General features: G+C 68.2%; 15 protein-coding genes and 4 tRNA genes. 6 read left to right on the plus strand and 13 right to left on the minus strand.

All coding sequences use genetic code 11. The annotated features are described in order from the left end of the window. Nucleotides 1-9: 9 nt before the first annotated feature. From dgoD to NFL01S_RS11410, 8 genes are all read right to left on the minus strand, one after another. On the minus strand, nucleotides 10-1,158 hold the full coding sequence (dgoD, locus tag NFL01S_RS11375) for a galactonate dehydratase (protein ID WP_062974269.1): 1,149 nt from the start codon (nucleotides 1,156-1,158) through the stop codon (nucleotides 10-12). Further along, the gene (locus tag NFL01S_RS11380) at nucleotides 1,155-1,874 is read right to left on the minus strand and encodes a FadR/GntR family transcriptional regulator (RefSeq protein ID WP_062974271.1); all 720 of its coding nucleotides are present in this window, start codon (nucleotides 1,872-1,874) and stop codon (nucleotides 1,155-1,157) included. The genes dgoD and NFL01S_RS11380 overlap by 4 nt, the downstream gene beginning before the upstream one ends. Nucleotides 1,875-1,926: 52 nt before the next feature. Further along, on the minus strand, nucleotides 1,927-2,682 hold the full coding sequence (locus NFL01S_RS11385; protein ID WP_062974273.1) for an SDR family NAD(P)-dependent oxidoreductase: 756 nt from the start codon (nucleotides 2,680-2,682) through the stop codon (nucleotides 1,927-1,929). Nucleotides 2,683-2,737: 55 nt separating this feature from the next. Then, nucleotides 2,738-3,952: a DUF4380 domain-containing protein gene (locus tag NFL01S_RS36870; protein ID WP_157116466.1), complete on the minus strand. Its 1,215-nt coding sequence runs from the start codon at nucleotides 3,950-3,952 to the stop codon at nucleotides 2,738-2,740. Beyond that, nucleotides 3,949-5,043, minus strand: coding sequence for a zinc-dependent alcohol dehydrogenase family protein (locus NFL01S_RS11395; RefSeq protein WP_245670627.1), 1,095 nt, complete (start codon nucleotides 5,041-5,043; stop codon nucleotides 3,949-3,951). Before NFL01S_RS11395 ends, NFL01S_RS36870 begins: the two co-directional genes overlap by 4 nt. A gap of 62 nt (nucleotides 5,044-5,105) precedes the next feature. Further along, nucleotides 5,106-6,122 (minus strand): ABC transporter permease, encoded by a 1,017-nt coding sequence (locus NFL01S_RS11400; RefSeq protein ID WP_084492597.1) that lies wholly within the window; start codon nucleotides 6,120-6,122, stop codon nucleotides 5,106-5,108. 32 nt (nucleotides 6,123-6,154) lie between these two features. After that, complete coding sequence (locus NFL01S_RS11405) at nucleotides 6,155-7,669, minus strand: sugar ABC transporter ATP-binding protein (RefSeq protein WP_062974570.1); 1,515 nt, start codon at nucleotides 7,667-7,669, stop codon at nucleotides 6,155-6,157. A gap of 44 nt (nucleotides 7,670-7,713) precedes the next feature. Next, nucleotides 7,714-8,697, minus strand: a complete 984-nt coding sequence (locus NFL01S_RS11410; protein WP_062974277.1) for a substrate-binding domain-containing protein — start codon at nucleotides 8,695-8,697, stop codon at nucleotides 7,714-7,716. Nucleotides 8,698-9,191: 494 nt separating this feature from the next. On the opposite strand from NFL01S_RS11410, the gene NFL01S_RS11415 reads away from it, so the two are divergent. Then, a complete protein-coding gene (locus NFL01S_RS11415; protein WP_062974279.1) occupies nucleotides 9,192-10,712 on the plus strand; it encodes a SulP family inorganic anion transporter in 1,521 nt (506 codons plus the stop codon). 1 nt (nucleotide 10,713) lies between these two features. Further along, nucleotides 10,714-11,133 carry a MerR family transcriptional regulator gene (locus tag NFL01S_RS11420; protein WP_062974281.1) on the plus strand — a complete coding sequence of 140 codons (420 nt, stop codon included), beginning with the start codon at nucleotides 10,714-10,716 and terminating at the stop codon, nucleotides 11,131-11,133. Between the two features lie 690 nt (nucleotides 11,134-11,823). Here NFL01S_RS11420 and NFL01S_RS11425 read toward each other — a convergent pair. Continuing rightward, nucleotides 11,824-11,895: transfer RNA gene (locus NFL01S_RS11425), tRNA-Val, on the minus strand. 312 nt (nucleotides 11,896-12,207) lie between these two features. On the opposite strand from NFL01S_RS11425, the gene NFL01S_RS11430 reads away from it, so the two are divergent. The 3 genes from NFL01S_RS11430 to NFL01S_RS11440 all read left to right on the plus strand — a co-directional run bounded on the left by NFL01S_RS11430 (nucleotide 12,208) and on the right by NFL01S_RS11440 (nucleotide 12,471). Continuing rightward, nucleotides 12,208-12,280: transfer RNA gene (locus NFL01S_RS11430), tRNA-Gly, on the plus strand. A gap of 44 nt (nucleotides 12,281-12,324) precedes the next feature. Next, nucleotides 12,325-12,395: transfer RNA gene (locus NFL01S_RS11435), tRNA-Cys, on the plus strand. 1 nt (nucleotide 12,396) lies between these two features. Then, nucleotides 12,397-12,471, plus strand: a tRNA-Val gene (locus NFL01S_RS11440). A 77-nt stretch (nucleotides 12,472-12,548) separates the two neighbouring features. Here the strand turns inward: NFL01S_RS11440 and NFL01S_RS11445 are convergent. Beyond that, nucleotides 12,549-13,655, minus strand: coding sequence for a baeRF11 domain-containing protein (locus tag NFL01S_RS11445; protein ID WP_062974576.1), 1,107 nt, complete (start codon nucleotides 13,653-13,655; stop codon nucleotides 12,549-12,551). Between the two features lie 311 nt (nucleotides 13,656-13,966). On the opposite strand from NFL01S_RS11445, the gene NFL01S_RS11450 reads away from it, so the two are divergent. Further along, nucleotides 13,967-15,217: a sigma-70 family RNA polymerase sigma factor gene (locus tag NFL01S_RS11450; protein WP_245670629.1), complete on the plus strand. Its 1,251-nt coding sequence runs from the start codon at nucleotides 13,967-13,969 to the stop codon at nucleotides 15,215-15,217. Here NFL01S_RS11450 and NFL01S_RS11455 read toward each other — a convergent pair. The 3 genes from NFL01S_RS11455 to NFL01S_RS36440 form a co-directional block, all read right to left on the minus strand. Continuing rightward, nucleotides 15,207-16,124, minus strand: a complete 918-nt coding sequence (locus NFL01S_RS11455; protein ID WP_245670631.1) for a hypothetical protein — start codon at nucleotides 16,122-16,124, stop codon at nucleotides 15,207-15,209. The two genes, NFL01S_RS11450 and NFL01S_RS11455, sit on opposite strands and share 11 nt — an antisense overlap. A 150-nt stretch (nucleotides 16,125-16,274) precedes the next feature. Then, nucleotides 16,275-17,228 carry a LysR family transcriptional regulator gene (locus tag NFL01S_RS11460; RefSeq protein ID WP_062974283.1) on the minus strand — a complete coding sequence of 318 codons (954 nt, stop codon included), beginning with the start codon at nucleotides 17,226-17,228 and terminating at the stop codon, nucleotides 16,275-16,277. 9 nt (nucleotides 17,229-17,237) lie between these two features. Beyond that, nucleotides 17,238-20,477 carry an FAD-dependent oxidoreductase gene (locus NFL01S_RS36440; RefSeq protein WP_062974285.1) on the minus strand — a complete coding sequence of 1,080 codons (3,240 nt, stop codon included), beginning with the start codon at nucleotides 20,475-20,477 and terminating at the stop codon, nucleotides 17,238-17,240. Nucleotides 20,478-20,495 lie beyond the last annotated feature (18 nt).

Genomic DNA, 20,495 nt, shown 5'->3' on the forward strand with positions numbered 1-20,495 from the left:
CGGGTGGGGTCACCATTCGGCGAACGACCCGTCGGGGTGGTGCCAGATCGGCCCGTGCCAGCCGGTGGCGACCGCATCCGCGGCACGGACCGCGGCTTCGTCGATCGTGACGCCGAGACCCGGTGCGTCCCAGCGCTCGATATGCCCGTCGACGAACCGGAACGGGGAGCGGTCGAGGACGTAGTCGAGCAGTTCGGCACTGCCCTCGTTGTAGTGGATTCCGATGGATTGCTCCTGCAACAGGAAGTTCGGTGTCGCGAGCGCGACCTGCAAACTGGCCGCCAGCGCCAGCGGGCCGAGCGGGCAGTGCGGAGCGAGCAGCGCGCCGAAGGTTTCGGCCAGGGCCGCGATGCGCCGGACCTCGGATATACCGCCGGCGTGCGAGAGGTCCGGTTGTACGATCGCGACGCCCGACTCGAGCACCGGCAGGAATTCGCTTCGGGAGTACAGGCGTTCGCCGGTCGCGATCGGTACGGTCGTCGACTCCACCACGTCGCGTAGCCGGTGGCTCAGTTCGGGCAGGACCGGTTCCTCGACGAACAGCGGCCGCATCGGCTCGAGCATCGGTACGAGCCGGCGCGCATCGGCAACTCCGACCCGACCGTGGAAATCGACCGCGATATCGTTGCGGTCGCCGATCGCGTCCCGGACCTTGCCGACGCGCGCGACGACGCCGTCCAGTTCCGCCGGCGTCGCCAACCGGCCGAATCGTCCGCACGCGTTCATCTTCAGCGCTGTCAGCCCGGCCTCGACCTGGGCGCGGGCGGCATCGGCGACCTCGTTCGGTTCGTCGCCGCCGATCCACCCGTACACGCGTACCCGGTCGCGGACCGCTCCCCCGAGTAACTGATGTACCGGTACGCCCAGCGATTTGCCGAGGATATCCCACAGCGCTTGATCGATACCGGCGACGGCGCTGGACAGCACGGGACCGCCGCGGTAAAAGCCGCCCTTGGTGAGGACCTGCCAGTGTGCTTCGACCGTGCGCGGATCCTTCCCGATGAGCAGTCCGGCGAGTTCGTGGACCGCGGCGCGGACCGTATCGGACCGGCCTTCGACCACCGGCTCGCCCCAGCCGACGATGCCGGCATCGGTGGCGATGCGGCAGAACAGCCATCGTGGCGCGACTGCGAAGGTATCGATAGCGGTGATCTTCACCCGGATTCCTTACTGTCGAGAAGATTCAGCACGCGCGACAGGTCGTCTGCGGACTTGTCGAGCAGTGCCCGGGTCGACGCCACCGCCGCCGTGGGATCGCCCGCGCGGATAGCGTCGACGACCGCGCGGTGGCTCGGCACCGGGTCGTCGGTGGTGTGGTTGTGTACCAGCGAGTCCCGGACCCTCAACGCAGGTTCGACGAGCACATTCATACTGGCCAGCATTTCGTTGTGCGCGGACCGCAGCAGCAGTCCGTGCCAGGCCAGATCGGCGGCGGCGGCCTGCTCAGCGGTTCCCGTGGCGGCGGCGGCCATATCGGCGAGGGCCTGCTCGAAGTCGGCGAGGTCCTCGTCGGTGCGGCGCAGGGCGGCCAGTCCGGCGGCGGACGGTTCGATGATCGCCCGCACCTCGGCGAGTTCGTCGAGCATCGCGGACGCGTCACCGGCGGAATGCCGCCAGCGGATCACATCACTGTCGAGCACATTCCACTCGGCCCGTTCCCGGACGAAAGTTCCGCGGCGCTGGCGGGAATCGACCAGCCCCTTGGCCGCGAGCACCTTGATCGCCTCGCGCAGCGCGGTCAGCGACAGGTCCATCCGCGAGCCGATCTCCCGCAGATCGAGGACCTCGCCGGGCGCCATGGTGCCGTCCACGATTCGGGAACCGAGCAGTTCCACTGTCGTACCGTGGACTCCGCGACCCGCATAGCCTGTCATCTCTACCCTCGACTCCGCTTTCCGTGAATATGTGTCACACCGCACCGGGCGGTCAGGACGAATTCTTGGTGATACTCCACCCGCCGTCGACGGTGAGGGTGGCGCCGGTGACGAAGGATGCGGACGCACCGAGCAGGAACTCGATGGGACCGGCCACCTCGTCGGGATCACCGAGCCGTCCGATCACCGTCTCCGCGGCGCTGGCGGCGCGATCCTGTTCCGGGATCCCGTCCCACTGCGCCGTCAGGATCGGACCGGGAAGCACACAGTTCACCCGGACCTCACCGCCGTATTCGGTAGCCACCTGCCGGGTCAGGCCGGTCAGTCCGGCCTTCGTCGCCGCGTAGCCGGGCACCCCGGGAAGACCGAAGCCGGCGTGGACGGAGGAGACGATGACGATCGCGCCACGCCGGTCGCGGCGCAGGTCGGGCAGGCACGCCCGGATCCCGTGGAAGGCGCCGGTGAGGTTGACGTCCAGTTGCCGCTGCCACGACGCGAGCGCCATCTCGTGCAGCGGGGCGTGATCGGTGACCAGCGCGTTGCACACGAGCGCGTCGATCGGGCCGAACGTCGAGTGGGTGTGTTCGATCGCTGCCGCCCAGTCGGATTCGGCCGTCACATCACCGCGGCAGGCCAGTGCCCGGCCGCCGGTGGATTCGATCGATGTGGCCGCTTCGGCGACCTCCTCGTCACGGTCGAACAGCACCACCGACCAACCGGAGGCCGCCAGGCGGCGCGCGGTTGCGGCGCCTATCCCCCTGGCCGCGCCGGTGATCAATACCGTGGCGGTATCGGGTCCTGCGGTCACGGCAGTTCCTTCCGCCGGGTCGCGCCGGTGATCGGCATCGTGCCGGGTTCTTCGATCACTGTGCCTCCTCCTGGTCGGGCTCCCCGGGTACGGGACCGAGATCGTGTTCGGCACCGTTATCGTTCTCGCGCAACGTGATCGGAGTCCCGACCAGGTCGGCGTCCAGCGCAATCGCCGTACCGGCCCGTACTCCGCCGAAGGCCACGCCGCCGGCCAGCAGGTCGCCGTCGGCGTACGCGAAGAACCGGGCATCGTTCGCCCAGTGTCCGATCGAGGTGACGGCGCGGATCTCACCCGTACCGGCGGCGGTCGCGCACCGGTACTCCAGTGCGGTGTGCTCGCCCGGTGCCAGCGTCGCCGACGGGCCGAGGAGTTCGATCTCCACGATCCGCGCTGTCGGGTGCAGACCACCCAGATGCTCGATCGGTTCGCGCAGCGGGTGTTCCATCCACACCTCCGCCCGGGAACCCTCGTCCGGGTAGTCCCCGGATGGATCGACCGGGAAGGTCTGGGTCGTGGTGATGCCGTGCGCGGCATGCGCCAGCCATCCACTCGCACCGGGAAACCCGACTTTGCCGACGACATCCTGGTGCGGCACCAGCACCCGATCTGAAGCGAGAGCCTCGTGCCGGGGCGCCCCGGTGCCGACCGCGAGCGGCACCGCCCGGTGGTCGCCCTCGGTGACGCCGACGTATACACCCCCGCTGCCGGGTTCGCCCGCGGCGCGCTGGGTGACGTTCCACAGCGCCCACCGCACCGGCCGCGCCGACGTATTGCGAGCCTCGAGACGCACGTCGTATCCGCTCTGCCCGTCCCGCAACGTGACCGCCCGAGTCAGGGTCAGGCCGGTGCGCGGATCGTGGCCGCTGGTCATCGTCAGAGTCACCGCGCCCGGGGTGCGCTCCACTCGCCGGTCGTACGGTCCGGAGTCCAGCACCGGATCCGGCGGGCCCGCCCATTCGGCCGGGCCGGACCAGCCCTGCGGCGCGGGCCATGTCTTGTCGCCGCCGTAGTTGTGCCAAGCACTCATCGGTCCCGACACCGGCGCGGGCACGTGCGGCGGCACCGGGTGCAGGTTATCGTCCAGCAGATCGGTGTTTCGCCACAGTGTTTCGCGGCCACGCAGCCGGACCGAGAGCAGCCGTCCACCCAGTGCGGGGACGAACCCGAGCCGCAACAGCGCGTTGTCGAGCCACACGATGTCCGGACGACGCCCGGCGCCCTCATCGATCTCGACGAGGGGCCCGGTGGAGGGCAGCCGAGGCGTCACGGCAGGGAATCCGCGACGAAGACGACCTTGCCGCGACTGCCGCCCGCGGCGAGCGCGAACGCCTCATCGGCCTCGTCGAGGGTGAACCGATCACTGACCACTGCCTCGGGACGCAGACCCCACGCGACCAGGTTGGCCGCCAGATCCGACATCGCCTGCAGGGAGGTCACCCACGACGCGTGCAACGTCAACTGCTTGTGCAGCAACGTATCCGAGACCTCGGTGTCGAAGCGTCCGCCCTCGCCGATGAACGAGACGTGACCCCACTCGGCCGCATGCTCGACCGCGGTGGACCGGCCGGGCGCCGAACCGGACGCGTCGATGGTGAAGGCGAAACCCGCTCCGCCGGTGAACCGGCCGAGTTCGGCGTCCGCATCGTCGGGCGCGACGGTGGTATCGAAGATACCGAGCGAATCGGCCCATTCCCGTCGCACGCCGGACAGTTCGACGCCGACGACGCGGCGGGCACCCATCCCACGGCCGATCATGCCCGCTGCGAGGCCGACGGGGCCGAGACCGACGACGAGCAGGTCGCCTTCCCCATTGACACCGATGCGGCGCAGTCCCTCGTAGGCCGTGCCGAATCCGCAGGCGATGAGCGCACCGTCGACATAGGACAGTTCCGCCGGCAGCGGCACGCAGGTGCGTTCCTCCGCCAGGACGTACCGGGCGTTGCCGCCGTCGCGCTGCCAGCCGTACGACTCCCGTGACGGTGCTGTGCAGCTGATGTAGAAGCCGCGCCGGCAGTTGTCGCAGAGCCCGCAACCCGCGATGTGGTAGACGATGACCCGGTCGCCGGTGCCGAAGCGGGCGCAACCGGGTCCGGCGGCGACCACGCGACCGGACGGCTCGTGGCCGGAGACGACGCCACGGTAGGCGGGGCCGTCGATACCGCGGTGAGTCTTGTACTCGCGGTAGATGTAGCTGATATCGGTACCGCAGATACCGGCGGCGCCCACCTCGACGAGCAGCTGCCCCGGACCGGGCGCCGGCACGGGGACCTGCCGCATCTCGGTGGTGGAGTTGCCGGGAAGATAGATGCCCGGCATCGTCTCGGGAACTGCCGAGGTCTGCGGCTCTGTTGTGGTCACGATTCCTCCTGTGGGCGGCCGGGTCGGGACCGCATGGTGACCCGCACGAATATGGGAGCCCGTCATGCGGTGCGGACGGCCGCGGCACCGCGGCGGACGACGAGCGCGTTGATCAGGACGGCGCCGACGATGATCACGCCGCGAATAACGTCCTGCAGGAAAGAGTTCACCCCGAGCAGGACCAGTCCGTTACCGATCACGGTGATGAAGACGACGCCGAGCAGAGTGCCCAGCATCGTGCCGCGACCACCGGCGAGGGCGGCACCACCGATGACGACGGCCGCGATGATATCGAACTCCAGTCCCGCACCGGCGCTGCCGGAGCCCGCGCCCAGCCGGGAGGCGAGCAGCACGCCGGTGATCGCGGAGAGCAGACCGGTGGTCGCGAACAACAGGATGCGTACTTTGGTGAGGTTGATACCGGCCAGCTGGGCGGCGGCCGCGTTACCGCCGATGGCGTACACCGAACGACCGTATGCGGTGAACTTGGCGATGTAGACGAACACGGCGAAAAGGACCAGCATCACCACCGCGGACGTGGGGATCCCCAGGATCGAGCCGCCCAGCAGGTCGAACAGGCCGCTCTCGGGAAGCACAACAGGCAGGGCGTCGGTCAGATAGAGGCCGAGACCGCCGAGGACACTCCACAGGCCGAGAGTGGCGATGAAGGAGGGCACATTGAAGCCGGCCCGCAGCCAACCGGCCAGCGCCCCCCAGGCCGCACCGACCACCAGAGTCAGGAGCACGGCACCGAACACACCGAGACCCCACTGCGCACTGCCCATCGCGACCAGCACCGACGCGAACGCGACGGCCGGCCCGATGCTGATATCGATATCGCCCGCGATGATCACCAGCGTCACCCCCCAGGCGGCGATGCCGATCGTCGCGGCATCGCGCAGGATGCCCAGCTGGTTGGAACCGTCCATGAATCCCGACGCCGTCAGACCGAGCACCACGTAGAGTGCCGCGATCGCCACCACCAGGCCGATTTCGTTGAGCTGATGACTACGCGAGCCCAGCCGGCTGCGCGCTGTGCGGGAATCCCCCGGCTGGAGACTGTTCTCGGTGATGACCACAGGGTCCTCTTCTCGTCTGTGCTTCGTGGTGGTCAGGCCGCCATCGCGGCGGAAAGGACGGAGTCGATGGTGATATCGGAGCCGGTCAGCTCCTCGGTGATTTCGCCGCCGCGCAGCGCGATCACCCGGTCACAGACCAGCGGCAGTTCCTCGAGCTCGCCCGAGACGAATACGACGGCTGCTCCCCCGTCGGCGAGTTCCCTGACGAGGCGATAGATCTGGGCCTTTGCGGCGACATCGACACCGCGGGTGGGTTCGTCGAGCAACAGGATCCGGCTGCCGGCGTGCAGCCAGCGACCGATAACCGCCTTCTGCTGATTACCACCGCTGAGATTGACGATCGGCGTCTGCGCGCGAGCGGTCGCGATGGACAGCCGCGAGATCAAACCGGCGGCGGCTGCACGGAAGCGGCGGTACACGATGGTCGGTCCGGAGCTGACCGCCCGATAGTCCGAGATGAGCATGTTCTCGTCGACACCGAGCAACGGCACGATACCCGCGCCCTTGCGGTCCTCGGGAGTCATCCCCACGCCCAGAGCTTTCATCCGGGCGGCACCGACGTTGCGGACATCGGTCCCGGCCACCGCGACGGAACCGGACGAGATCGGATGGAAGCCCGCGACGGCCCGGAGCAGCTCGCTGCGGCCGGAGCCCATCAAACCGGCGATCCCGAGCACTTCGCCCGCATGGACGTCGAAGGTCACCGCCCGGATTTTCGGCGGCAACGCCAGGTTCCGCACGGAGAGCAACGGCGTTCCGGAGCGGTCCACGGCGCGCTCGGCGCGTTCCTCCACGGCCGGCTCCACCGAGCCGACCATCAGCGCCACGACGTGGGCGGTGCTGACGTCCTCGAGCGTTACGGTGTCGACGACCCGGCCGTCGCGCATGACGGTCGCGGTCGAGGCGACCTGCCGGATCTCGTCGAGACGATGACTGACATACACGACCGCGACGCCGGCGGCCGCGATCCGGTCGACGGTCTTCAGGACCGCCTGGACCTCGGTGGCGGCCAGTGCGCTGGTCGGTTCGTCGAGGATGAGCAGCCGCGGGCGACGCCGGACGGCACGGCAGATCTCGACGAGCTGCTGTTCGGCGAGCGGGAGCGATTCCACCCGGCTGAGCGGGTCGATATCGAGTGCGAGTTCCTCCAGCACGGCGGCGGTTTCGCGGCGCATGGTGTCGTAGTCGACACGACCCGCGGTGCGGGGCCAGACGCCGAGGAACATGTTCTCGGCAACGGTCAGCTCGGGGACCAGGCTCAGTTCCTGGTAGACGGTTTCGATACCGAGCGCGGTCGATCGCCGGACGCCTCGGCCGAGTAGTTCGCCGCCGATACGGATGGTTCCCCGGTCCGGGGTTTCGACACCGGCCAGCAGCCGGATCATCGTCGACTTACCGGCACCGTTGCGGCCGAGCAGCGCCCGCACTTCACCGGCACGGATTGTCACGGACGCGTCCGTCAGCGCCTGCACGCCGGCATAGTGCTTCGTCAAACCGTCGATCTCGACGACTACGGCGCCGTCGGGACCGTCCGTACGGTTGTCCATGGTGTCCTTCCGGGAATGGTGCGGGTCACGAGCGGGCGCGGCGGTCACGGGATACCGTCCGGATGCGTCGCGATCCACTCGGCGCCGGCCTGCGCTCCGACGTATTCGTCGACCGGTGCCGGGATCACGAATTCGGCGGGCGGGTTACCGTCGAGAATGTCGACGGCCGCACGGCCCGCCAGATCGCCGACCTTGATGCCGGAGATATCGGTGACGCCCTTGAGGATGGTGCCGTCCCGCAACATCCCGGCCGCCTGCGTGGACATATCGCCGCCGAACACCACCACCTCACCGGCCTTACCGCGGGCCTGGACAGCCCGTGCCGCACCGATCATCTGGGAGCCGGCCTCGCCGTAGAACGCGTCGATATCGGGCTGGGCGGTAAGGACCTGTTCGGAACGCTGGACCGCCTCGTCGAGGGTCAGCCCCTGCTGATTGGCCACGATGGTGGCACCGGGAACTTCTGCGGTGAGCGCTTCTTCGAAACCGATCCGGCGCTGGACGCACACCTCGAACTGTTCGCAGTTGATCACCGCCACCTTCGGTGCCGTGATGTCGTGCTCCTTGAAGTACGCCGCCATCTGGCGTCCCGAAGCGGCACCGAATTCCTCGGGATCGCCGAGCACATAGGCCGAAACGAGCTCCCGGGCGGCGGCGTCCTCGACGCAGGTGTTGTAGCAGATGATCGGGACGCCGTTCTCGTGCGCGAGCCGCAGTGCGGGAACGGAAGCGGTGGCGGAGGACGGCGAGATGATCAGCGCGCCGGCCTTCACCGAGACGACGGTATCCACGAATGTGCTCTCCCTGGACGCATCCGACTGGATGTTCGATTCGAGCAGTTGCGGTGCGTCGGGCTGTTCGGCGAACGTCTCGTTCAAGCCCCGCGCGACCCCGGCGTAGTACCCCTCGGCATTCAGGTAGACGACCCCGACCCGGCCGTTCTCCCCCACTTTGCCCGCGCAGCCCGCGACGGCAGCGGCAATCAGCACCGCGCCGAGGATGGCGCCCCACTTCCACTTGACCTGCATGTGACCTCGATGTCTCACTGGGCAACTTCGCTTCGATCAGAGTCGCCGACCACACCCGACGGTGTCAATACTAAATTATTATTTATTACTGACAGAGCCGATCCCGGACCGGTCAGCCGCGAAGCCCCCTCGCGACCGGCCCCTCCGGCCGGCGCCGGCGCCCGAGACCGGCCGCCCCGCCCCAGGCCGAACAGCTCGCCGACGTAGCCCATAACACCTTCGACGGGTCACCATCGCTTACATTCCGCCTACGCAGAAGTGAGACATCGAACACCGTGCGCCGCCGCAGCTTGCAACTCTCCCCCTACGGGAGAGTACTGTTTCCTTCGCTGAGTGATTGCTGATCTCGATTCCTCCGGCAGTGCAGCCGGGCGGCATCGGCGTCGATCCGAATCGAATTTCCCGCTCGGTCCCCTTCTCGAACCTCTCACCGGCGAGCGCTGCGCTCGCCCGGACGCGCCCGCGTGCGCTCGACCACATGGAACGGAGAGCCGATGGTGTCGACGACACATCGACCCGATAGCGATGAGGGTTCGGTCCTGGCCGCCCTGCGCAGCCCGAAACGGTTGCGGACGGAGGTACTGGCCGGACTGGTCGTGGCGCTGGCGCTGATCCCGGAGGCGATCTCGTTCTCCATTATCGCCGGGGTGGATCCGCGCGTGGGGCTGTTCGCCTCCTTCACCATGGCGGTCACCATCGCGATCACCGGCGGACGCCGGGCGATGATCTCCGCGGCAACCGGGGCGGTCGCGCTGGTCATCGCCCCGGTGGTCGAGGAACACGGCCTCGACCACCTCATCGCCACCGTGATCTTGGCGGGCGTGTTCCAGGTGGCATTGAGTGCCGCAGGCGTAGCAAAACTGATGCGTTTCATCCCGCGCAGCGTCATGGTCGGATTCGTCAACGCGCTGGCGATCCTGATCTTCATGGCGCAAGTACCACATCTGCTCGGCGTGCCGTGGCTGGTGTATCCGATGGTCGCCATCGGTTTGCTGATCATTGTGTTCCTGCCGAAGTTGAGCTCGGTGGTTCCCGCACCCCTGGTGGCGATCGTGCTGTTGACCGCGGCGGTCGTCGTATTCTCGCTGAACGTGCCTAATGTCGGCGACGAGGGCGAGCTGCCGTCGAGCCTGCCGTCGCTGCTCATCCCGAACGTGCCACTGAACCTGGAAACGCTGGGCGTCATCGCCCCGTACGCGCTGGCGATGGCATTGGTCGGGTTGATGGAATCGCTGATGACGGCCAAGCTGGTCGACGACATCACCGATTCGCACTCCGATAAAACCCGTGAGGGCTGGGGCCAGGGTGTGGCGAATGTGGTCACCGGGTTCTTCGGCGGAATGGGTGGCTGCGCGATGATCGGCCAGACCATGATCAACGTGAAATCCTCCGGCGCCCGCACCCGGATCTCGACCTTCCTGGCCGGACTGTTCCTGCTGATCCTGGTCGTCGGCCTGGGCGATGTGGTCGCACTGATCCCGATGGCCGCACTGGTCGCGGTGATGATCATGGTGTCGGTGGGCACCATGGACTGGCACTCCATCGCCCCGAAAACGCTGCGGCGGATGCCGATCGCGGAAACCCTGGTCATGGTGGTCACAGTCGCGGTCACCGTCGCGACCCACAACCTCGCCTACGGCGTCGTCGCCGGGGTCCTCACCGCGATGGTCGCCTTCGCGCACCGAGTCGCGCACTTCACCCAGGTCGACAAGGTACGCGCAGCCGATATCGGCGCCGACGGCGATACCGGCACCCGCGTCTACCGGGTGCGCGGCGAGCTGTTCTTCGCCTCCAGCAACGACCTGATCTACCAATTCGACTACGTCGGTGACCCACCCAACGTGATCATCGATATGTCCGAAGCCCATATCTGGGACGCCTCGACCGTGGCCACGCTGGACGCGATCACGACAAAGTACGCGGCCAAGGGCAAGAACGTGGAAATCATCGGACTCGACCAAGCATCCGAAGAACGCCACGGCCGCCTCAGCGGACACCTCACCGGAGCACACTGAGATGCCCCGGGAAACAGCCACCGGCACGCACCTACAGATCGGCCAGGTTGCCGCACGCACCGAATTGTCGATAAAAACGATCCGCCATTACGACGAGGCCGGACTGGTGACGCCGTCGGCACGAAGCGCTGGGGGTTTCCGCCTCTACACCGACGCCGATATCGCACGGCTACTGGTGATCCGGCGCATGAAACCGCTCGGCTTCACCCTCGCCGAGATGAAACAGCTTCTGGACTCACTCGACACCCTCGACAACCCCACGGCCACCGCCGAGGAGCGCGCCCGCGCAACGGAATTCGTGAGCATATGCCGAGCCGAAGCCGAGGACAGCTGCGAGCGGCTGCGCCGCCAGCTCGCCTATGCGGAAGAATTCACCGGCCTACTCACCGCACGCGGCGCGGCGGACGCAGAGCATCCCTGAACGCAGGGTCGCATACCGGTCCCCGCTGCCTCAGCACCGCAGCAGCGGGGACAGCGCGAGAAGCCGCCTTCCGGTTACCTCGATGCCATCGAGCCTCCGGTCGGCGCCATGCTCTCGGCAGCTGGTCTGACGGTACGACTGTCGCCACCACCACAGTCGCCCGACACCGCCCCGGCGGTCTGCAATCATGCCGATATGATCGACCACCCCGAACGGGTTCCCAGCGAACCGGCGACCGGCGACCGACCGTCAAGCACCTTGCGGATTTCCGTGACGTGTACGACCTCATCGATCACAACATCCGGCCGCGACCGGGAATGCGGGCCCGGCGCAACTCTTCGCAAGACCTCCAGACACTCTTCTACGGCTACTGGGTGGCACTGCAGGTGCACTCTGTGGCCGAATCTTCATTCGAGCAACGGACCGTTCGCGCGCTGACTGGAATCGGAATATGGGTGGCCGATGGCCCTGGGGTGGGCAGCCGCTATAGAGAACAATCCCAGTGGTGGCGAGACATCGTTGGATGTCTTCTTCCGCCTGCTCGACGAGTTCCGGTCGACCAAGGAATCCCCGCCGCCGACGTGAGGTTCTGGTCAGGTCGGTGTCCGCGGTCTTCCACGGCCCCACTTCCCGCACAGTCGGACAACACAGAAATACGCCCTGACCTGCACAGATCAGGGCGTATTCGAGTGGTCCCAGCTGGGATCGAACCAGCGACCTTCCGCGTGTGAGGCGGACGCTCTCCCGCTGAGCTATGAGACCGGGAACTGCTCGACGGCTTCTTTCGATGCCCTCCGAACGAGATGGAACTTTAACACGCACCACCCACCCGCCACCAAATCACCCCCATGTCACTCACTTCGGCGGCACGCCCATGATGCTTCGGCGGCATCCGCACGGCGCCGAGGCTACTTATCCCGGGCATCCGCAAGACAACTCCCGCCGTCCCGAGGACAGCCGAATGACAACCTTGTCATTCATGCCCTTCTACCAGGCGATTTGTAGGTTGCGGCGTACGTCGGCTAATGTTCTGTCTCGCACCACGGAGGACAGCGAGCCACCGAGGATGCAAATGCGGATGTAGCGCAGCTGGTAGCGCATCACCTTGCCAAGGTGAGGGTCGCGGGTTCGAATCCCGTCATCCGCTCGAGAGGTAGGGCCAGGCGCATAGAATGCCTTCCCCCTTTGCGCGGTGGAGTGGCCGAGTGGTGAGGCAACGGCCTGCAAAGCCGTGCACACGGGTTCGATTCCCGTCTCCACCTCGCGCGATTAGCTCAGCGGGAGAGCGCTTCCCTGACACGGAAGAGGTCACTGGTTCAATCCCAGTATCGCGCACCATCGTATCAGCAGGTAGAAGGCACTTTCGGGATTATCGAAAGCGCCTTTTCCGCTGTCCGGGGTCGCTATGGGGCAGGCTAGGGCGCGTAGCGGAGGATGCCTGCGAGCGGGGCGCCGTCGGGGAGGTCCGTGGCGCGGACGGCGAGGACTTCGCCGCCGGTGAGGAGGACGCGGCGGCTGATCTCGTCCAGGATCCCCGGAGAGTCGTCGGCCGCGGAATCGGCGAATGTGACTGCGCCCTCTGGGGAGACGGTGCCGGGAACCGAGGCGTCGATATCCACCAGCAAGGTGTCGACGGATCCGGCGGACGCCGCCCGCGCCAGATCGGAGATATCGGTGGCGGCCCGGCCCTCGCCGCGGCGGAGTTCTACCAGCTCGACCAGATCGGCCAGCTGGGCAGCGTAGTGCCGGTCCAGGACTTCGCGGGAGCGGTCGGCCAACTCATGGTCGGTCGTGTGTTCCGGGTTGCCGGGGATGCTCTCGTCGAGCAGATTGTCGTAGCTGTTCACGGAGCGGAACAGCGAAGTGATCGGTTCGGTCGCGGCGAGGATCAAGGGGGTGTCGCGGCCGGCGAGCAGATCACGCAGCTCGGTGTCGACGGCGCGGGCGAACTGCCGCGCCCGCATCTTGCGGCCTTCGTCGCCTTGGACGCGGCGTTTCGGGGCGCGATCGCCGAGGCTCGCCTTACCGGCGTGGTCGGCGGCGCTGGTCGGCAGGCCGGGAACCGGAACGGTCCGGGCGGGGCGATCGGCGCTCACCTCGACCAGCCGGACGCCCCCTTCGGCGAGGGCGAGGACGAAAGCGGTCTGCGGGAAGGTCACGGCGCGCAGCAGCCGCTTCAGGTAGAAGCGGTTGCCGACCGTCTCCGAGGCATTCAACTGGTTCGGAACCCGGAAGGTGCGAATACGGGTGGGCGTCGCGAGCACCACCAGGGTGCGGGATTGGAAACGCCAGAACGCGGCGTCATCGATATAGGAGTCGAATTCTTCCTCCAGCGCGCTGCGCGCCTCCGCGTCGGTGACCAGGTCGAGGACTCGGCGGGCCTGGTTCGAGAAGGCGATCCGGTTGCGGTCCGGGTCGGCGGTATCGGATTCGGTGGGGGTGTAGACGGATACGCACCAGGTGTCGGTGACATCGGCAAGGGCCTTGATCTCACTGCGGGTCGGTATATCGGTATGCAGCACGAGCGCCTCCACATCGGACGGTCGGAACGGCACGCCGACGCCCGGGGAGTGAACCTGAAATTCCGGCGGCGGTCGGCGCCCGGTGCGGACGGCCGCTGCGGGGAGCGTCGCCCGGATCGGTCCTCTATCAGCATTTTCTCGGCAAACCCATTAGATCACACGGCAACGGCAGCGACCGGATCTGCGGCGGCGGGCCGATACCCGCGCTTCTGGGATTCCGTGGCTGTGCCGGCCGCTGTCGGTGCCCGCCGTTAAGCTGGCCCACACGAACGCGAGCCGGTCGGTGAACCGGAGTCCCGAAGGGGGTGTGTGTGCAGGCGGAGCCGGTGCGTGCCGAGGCATCCGGGACGGCGAGCAGCGACGCGGCGGACTTTCCGGATGATCTGCAGGATCATCTCTCCTTCGAATTGGAGGAGTGCGCGCACGCGCTCGGCGAACTGGTCGACGATTACGGGGCCGATCGGGAACGCGCCGCGGCCATCCTGCGGTTCCGCCTCGGTATCGCCGGGGAGCGGCCCGAAACGCTGACGCGGATCGGGGCCCGGTTCGATTTCTCCCGGGACCGGGCCCGGCAGTTGCACACCAAAGCTGTCGGCGAACTGTTGCGGCACACCGCGCGCTCCGGGCGGCTCCCCGTTCCGGAGTACGCCCGGCGCTACCCCGTGGGGACCCGGGATTCGGTGCTCACGCGGGCGCTGCTGGCCGAAACCTATGCCACCGATGGTGATATCGCCGTGAACGATCTGGCGTATCTCAAACTGCGCCTCGCGGGGCACGACGCGACCGATGCGAAACGAGTGGCGGGATATGTCACCCAGCGCATCGTGGGCTGGCGCAAGAAAACCAACCACCTGCTGTCACGACTCCGCGAGACCGGCCCACCGGCCGGGCCGCCCGCCCCGTGGCCGCACCGGATCGATTGGCCTGCCCGATCGGGGTCGCCGGCCGCGTTGCCGACCTCTGCGGCGCGTGCGTTCGATCTGGACGACGACGGCCGCGGCCGGTTCTATCTGCACAAACCGGGGCGCGATATCGGCTTCGACTCCGGGCTCGAGGCGCGCCTGATGCGACTGCTCGATACCGACGACAGGATCCGCACGTTCCAGGAGTATCCCGAAGCCATCGGATACCGGGTCGACGACGAAGAGCATCTGCATTTCCCGACCTTGGTGGCCGAACTCGCCGACGGCCGCCGGACCCTGATCGATGTGCAGCCGCTGGGGCATATCGGTTTCCATGTGAACCGGCAGAAGGCGCGCGCCGCCCGGGACTGGGCGCACGAGAACGGCTGGGGCTGGCTGCTGTGGACCGGTAGCGCGCTGGGCGAACCGGAGCTCGCCGCCCATCCGGTAGCCGCCGCCGTCCGCGACCGGCTGACCGAACTGCTCGCCGACGGCCCGGTGCGCCGCGACGCGCTGCGGCAGCTGCAGACCGACGGGCTGGAACCACTCGACCTGCTGGCACTCACTGTCCGTCACGAATGGCGTTGGGAGCGGGCACCGTTCCGGCTGTCGGCCGCGAACCAGCCGCACCCGGAAGCACTCGGACCGGTCAAGGTTTGATGAACATGGTCGCCGCGATGAAGGTGGCCAGCAGCAGCATCACGAAAACCGTTACCACCTGCCAGTTGTCGATGGTTTTGTGCAGACGGCGGATGGTGTCCTCCAACGCCCGGTGCACCCGCTCCTGATCGGCGATCCGCCGCCCCACCGCCGCCACCGACTCGGCTTGCTCACGGGCCTTCGCCGCGGTGCGTTCCATCCGGGCATGCGCACGGTCGAGCTGCTGCTTCTTCTCCCGCACCGCCTGCCGGGCGACCGCGAGGGCGGTGCGCTGCTGGATCAGCTCCTGCCGCTGCTGTTCGAGCAGCAACGCCTGTGTCCGAGTGTGTTTCTCCCAGTCGGTCACTGCCGCCCATCCTTTCCTCAAATGATCGCGGTAACCCCACGCGACCTCACCCGCCACCCATTCACGCAGGAACTCACGCAGTTCGTACGGGCGCTCCCCCGGCACCACCAACCCCTCGGAGCCCAAATCGAGCATGCCGCTGGTAGCGCGATACTCACACGACTCCGGCGCGAGATCGGCGATACCCAGTGCGGGCAGCTGCGCCACCCAGAAACCCGGCGCACACAACCACAGCACCCCGGCATATCCGAGGGCCTTCAACTGGTCTGTGTGCTGCTGTGCAAGCTCCTGAGTCAGTGGCCCGGAACGCACCTCGATCGCGAACTGCTCGGTACCACGCCGCCACCACACATCGACAGTCAGCGGTCCGCATCGCCGGTCGACCACTGCCTCGTCCGCACCGAAGGCGAGCAACCGGGCAGCCAGCCAGTACTTCAGGCGCTGAGTGTTCCACTGGGCGTCCGCGCAGCGGCCGCAGCGGCAGCCGTAACCGGGTGCGGTGTTGTCCTCGGCCGATTCCACCCGCCCGGAACCATCCGAAATCCCCAGGTCGGACAGCATTGTCCGGCGCCCACACCGTATATCCGTACGCCGCTTCGTCTGCATGCGACCACCCATCTAACCCGTCCCACCGCGCCGGCCCGACCACCACACCGGCATTTCCCAGAGTGCGCCACAACTGCCGGTCAGCGCCAGGTTTCTGCCCAGCAGTTACCCAAGTGGGATCCGCCGAACCTCGTCCGCCCGCGCTGTCCCGGTCACCGGATCACCGGACCTCAGAACAGTGCGGATCAACGTGCGCAGCCAGGCATGCGCCGGATCGGGTGTATTGCGCGGATGCCAGGCCAGCGAAATCGTCATTTCCGGTAGCGGCAGCGGAATCTCGAAGGCATACAGCCCCAATGCGGGCAGTGTCGTGTTCGCGACAACAGCCGGCGCCGGACAGACCACCGCACCGGACCGCACGGCCAGCAGCGCGGTGGTGAGATCCGGCACGGTCGCCACTACACGACGGGTGCGGCCGTGCAAAGCGAGGCGGTCGTCGACAACTCCGCGGGCGATACCGCGCGGCGAGATACTGATATGGGCGGCCGCAGCATAGGCGGCGACAGTGACCCGGTCCGCGACCAGTGGATGACCGGGCGCGGCGACACCGATGAGCCGGTCGCCGCGGATACGTTCCACCCGGGTCTGCGGATCGGCGCGGTCGACAACTCCGACCTCGACATCGATACGGCCGTCCCGCAGTGCGCTCGCGGCCCCGGCAGCATCGGCCGGAACGAAACGAAGCGTCACGCCCGGAGCGTGCGCACGGACCTCGGTCAGCAACTGCCCCGCCAGTTCGGGCAACACCGCATCGTCCACATGCAGTGCGAAACCGCGGACCAGAGCCGTGGGGTCGACGGTATCCGGTTTCGCCAGCAACGCCCGGCCCTGTTCGACCAGTGCGCTCACCTCGAATCGCAGCTCGAGGGCGCGCGGGGTCGGCACGAGTTCGCGGCCCGCGCGCACCAGCAGCGGATCGCCGTAGACCCGGCGCAGCCGGGCCAGCGTGCGACTCATGGCGGGCGGTGAGGTGTTGAGCCGCTCGGCGGCGCGAGTGACGCTGTTCGTTTCGAGCAGCGCGTGCAACGCCACCAGCAGGTTCAGGTCGAGATCGGCCACCGCCGCGGGTCAGGTTCGCGGGCCGGTGCCCGGGGACGGCGCGGCCGTATCCGCCGCGTCCCCGGATTTCGGCTCCGCGGAGTTCGTGCCGGGCCCCGCAGGTTCGGCCGGCGCGGTCGACTCGGTCTTCTCGGCGGACGCTGCTGATCCGGCGGGCGCTGAAGCGGTCCCGGACGTATCCACTGCGGGGCCGGCGACGGCCTGCGCCGTGGCCTCGGTTCCGGACCCGCTTGCGTCGGCTGCGGTCTCGTTCGACTGCCCACCGGGATCCGGAGCTACCGTTTCGGCGGCCGTTTCCGGCGAGCCGATATCGCCGGCGATCGGCGCGGACGCGTTTGTCCCCGTATCCGCGGCAGCCGAGTCGATCGGTTGCTCCGAGGATCCGCTACCGGCATCGGCCACACCGGTATCCCCCGGAGCGGAACGACCCGACGGCTCGGCCGCACCGAGTTCCTCTCCGGACGGCCGCGTGGTACCGGAAGCGAATGCGGATATCTGCACGGCCGATGCGGAACCCGCAGCGTCGGACGCGGGCGGCGGTATCGCAGCATTACCCCCTGCCTCGTCGGCAGACTCCTCCGCATCGCCGGCGGGCGTCCCCGTCGGCCGCGTGGCGGACGTCGTCGTGTTTTCCGCAGCCACGTCCGCTGTGGCCGAGGTGATCACTGGGGAGGCCGGGTCGGAATCCTCGGCAGTTTCAGGTGCGGACTGTGGTTCTGCCTCGGGTAACCCGGCCTCCGGCCCGGCCGGCCCAGTTGTCCCCGCCCCCTCTTGCCCCGTCGGATGCGAAGTGTCGTTCGCACGCTCCCCTGCCGGTCCGGGTGCGACCCATCCGCGGGCCTCGGTCGTTCCGTCCTGTGGGCGGATATCACTCGTTGGTTCGGTGGTTTCCGAGGCGGTGCCGGCGCGCTGCCCTGCCGAGCCGGATAACGGGCTGCGGGATTCGGCGTTCTGCTCTGGAAGGGACTGTTCACCGCCGGAAGTGGTCTCCGGCCGACCGGGTTCGCGGCCGACGGAGTCGGCGGGCCGACCATCCGACCCGTCGGTGGGCTCCGCGGGTTGCGGCTTCGGGGCCGCGGCGTCCGGCGTTCCGGCAGGGCCGGGAGCCGGCACCGATTCGGGCTGCGCCGCGGCCGGCCCCTCGGCGAGGGACTGCGCGGTACGCATATCGATCCGCACCGTCGGATTGTTGGAGCGGGCGGCGATGCCGGCGGCGCGCTGTTCGGCGGCTGCCCTGCGCTCGGCCTCTGCAGCGGCCTGCCGGGCAGCTGCGGACGGCGCCGTGGGTGTGGAACGAGGCGCCACCGCCGGAGTCCGGGACGCCGCGGGGGAAGGCTGAGGCGCTATCGACTGGGGCCGAGGGACTACGGCCGAAGGCCGCGGCACTACCGCGGGTACGGGTGTCGCCGGGACGAACTGGGAGGGTGCGGGTATCGGCCGGGCCCCGCCGGCGGTGGTGGGCTGGCCGACCTGGGGAACCGGCCGGGTGCGGGCGGTGGGGTCCACGGCCGGCAAGGTGGTCGTCCGGACCGCGCTCGCGGCGACCGCCTCCGGGATCCGGACTGTCGGTGATTCGGCGGCAGCTGCGGGGACCTGGGGCTGTGGGGTTTGCGCTCCGGCCGGCAGTGGCGCGGCCACATCGGGCCGAGGCTCCCCGGAGGGCATGCCAGGGTTTTCGGCGGGACCGTGCGGAGCAGCCTGTGCGGCGACCGCACGTGGGGCGGTGGCGGGATGAGCCACCGCCGGTTCCGCGGCAGCGGGCGCGGTCGCCTGCATGCCGGGCCCGCGTTTGCGGCGCGACACCACCCGGTAGTCACCCGCCCGCACCGGGCGCAGCCACTGTGCGGTGCGCGCGCCGAACGGCAACCGGACCCCGATATCGCCCAGTAGTTCGTCGATATCGCGGATCGCGTCCGGTGTGATCGTGCCGTGGGCGTGGCGCCCGCCGGTGTGCTGGTCCAGCCAGCGCAACCGGGTGTCGATGCGTTCGCTCATGGTCTCGACCGGCGGCAGCGCCAGGTTCCCGGTGAGCAGGGCCGAGGTCCAGTGCGCACCGATCTCCGTGCTCACCGCACTGAGCAGCGAGGTGTTGTAACCGGCGAAGGTCAGATGCGGTACATCCAGCGGCAGGATCTGCCGGTACAACCGGAAGTTACCGTCGTCGTCGGTGAGCTGCCGCTGTACGTAGGGCGTCAGGAACGGGACGCGCTGCTGGAAGCCGGTGGCGCAGACGACGATATCGGCCCGGATTCGCTGCCCGTCGGACAGTTCGGCGAACGGCCCGGCCGGTCCGCCGCCGAGCGCGATCACCTTGGTCTGGCCGCGCACGGTGAGACGTCCCTGGGTTACCTGTTCGGCGAAACCCTCCGTGGCGAGACCGAACGCGGCGTCATAGGCCTGTTCGAACCGGCCGTCCGGAACGAGCCCGAGTTCGGCGGCGCCGGAGCGCTGCGCCACCAGCGCTTCGATCAGATCGAGGTTGCTCTCCCGGAAGGAACGTGCGGGTCCGTGCAGCAGGCGTTCGATCCGGCCGGGTTCGGGGTGACCGAAATGCGCGGCACCGGTGCGGGTGAGCAGGATCCGCTCCGCGTCGATGCCGGCGGCGAGACGGCGCGGCATCTTCCACAGCAGCCGACGCGCCACCATCGTCGTATCCGCGGCGACCTTGCTGATCTCGGTGGCCAGATCCGCGGCCGCGGCGCCGTAGCCGACCACGACCACCGCCCTGTCGCGCACGGCCTCCACATCGAGGAACTGGGTGGAATGGCCGAGCTGACCGCCCGCACGAGCGAAGGCGGTCGCGCCCGCGAAGTCCGGAATCTCGGGTTCGCTGAACACACCGTTGGCGATGATCAGGTGATCGCAGGAAGCGCGATGTACCCCGTCGGCGTCGCGTATCTCGAGCAGCCAGCCGCCCTCGACCGGATCCGCGGCCACCACTTCGGTGCGCAGACGCAACCGATCGGTCAGGCCGAAGGCACGTACGTAGCTCGACAGGTACTCCTGCATCCGTGCGCCGTCGAGCACCCGTGGGTAGTCGGCGGGCATCGGATGGTCGGAGAAGTGGTAAGTGTTCTTGGTGCTCTGCGCCCGCAAGCCCGGGTAACGGCGAGTCTCGCTCCACACGCCGCCGATATCGGGTTCGCGATCGAACACTTCGACCGCGAACCCATCCTCAGTCAGGACCTTCGCGCAGACCAGACCCGCGATACCCGCACCGACGATTGCGATGCGGTTCCCGCTCCTCATGGGCGAGAGATTACGTCG

The organism is Nocardia flavorosea NBRC 108225 (assembly GCF_001613385.1).
In the GTDB taxonomy this organism is placed as follows: Bacteria; Actinomycetota; Actinomycetes; order Mycobacteriales; family Mycobacteriaceae; genus Nocardia; species Nocardia flavorosea.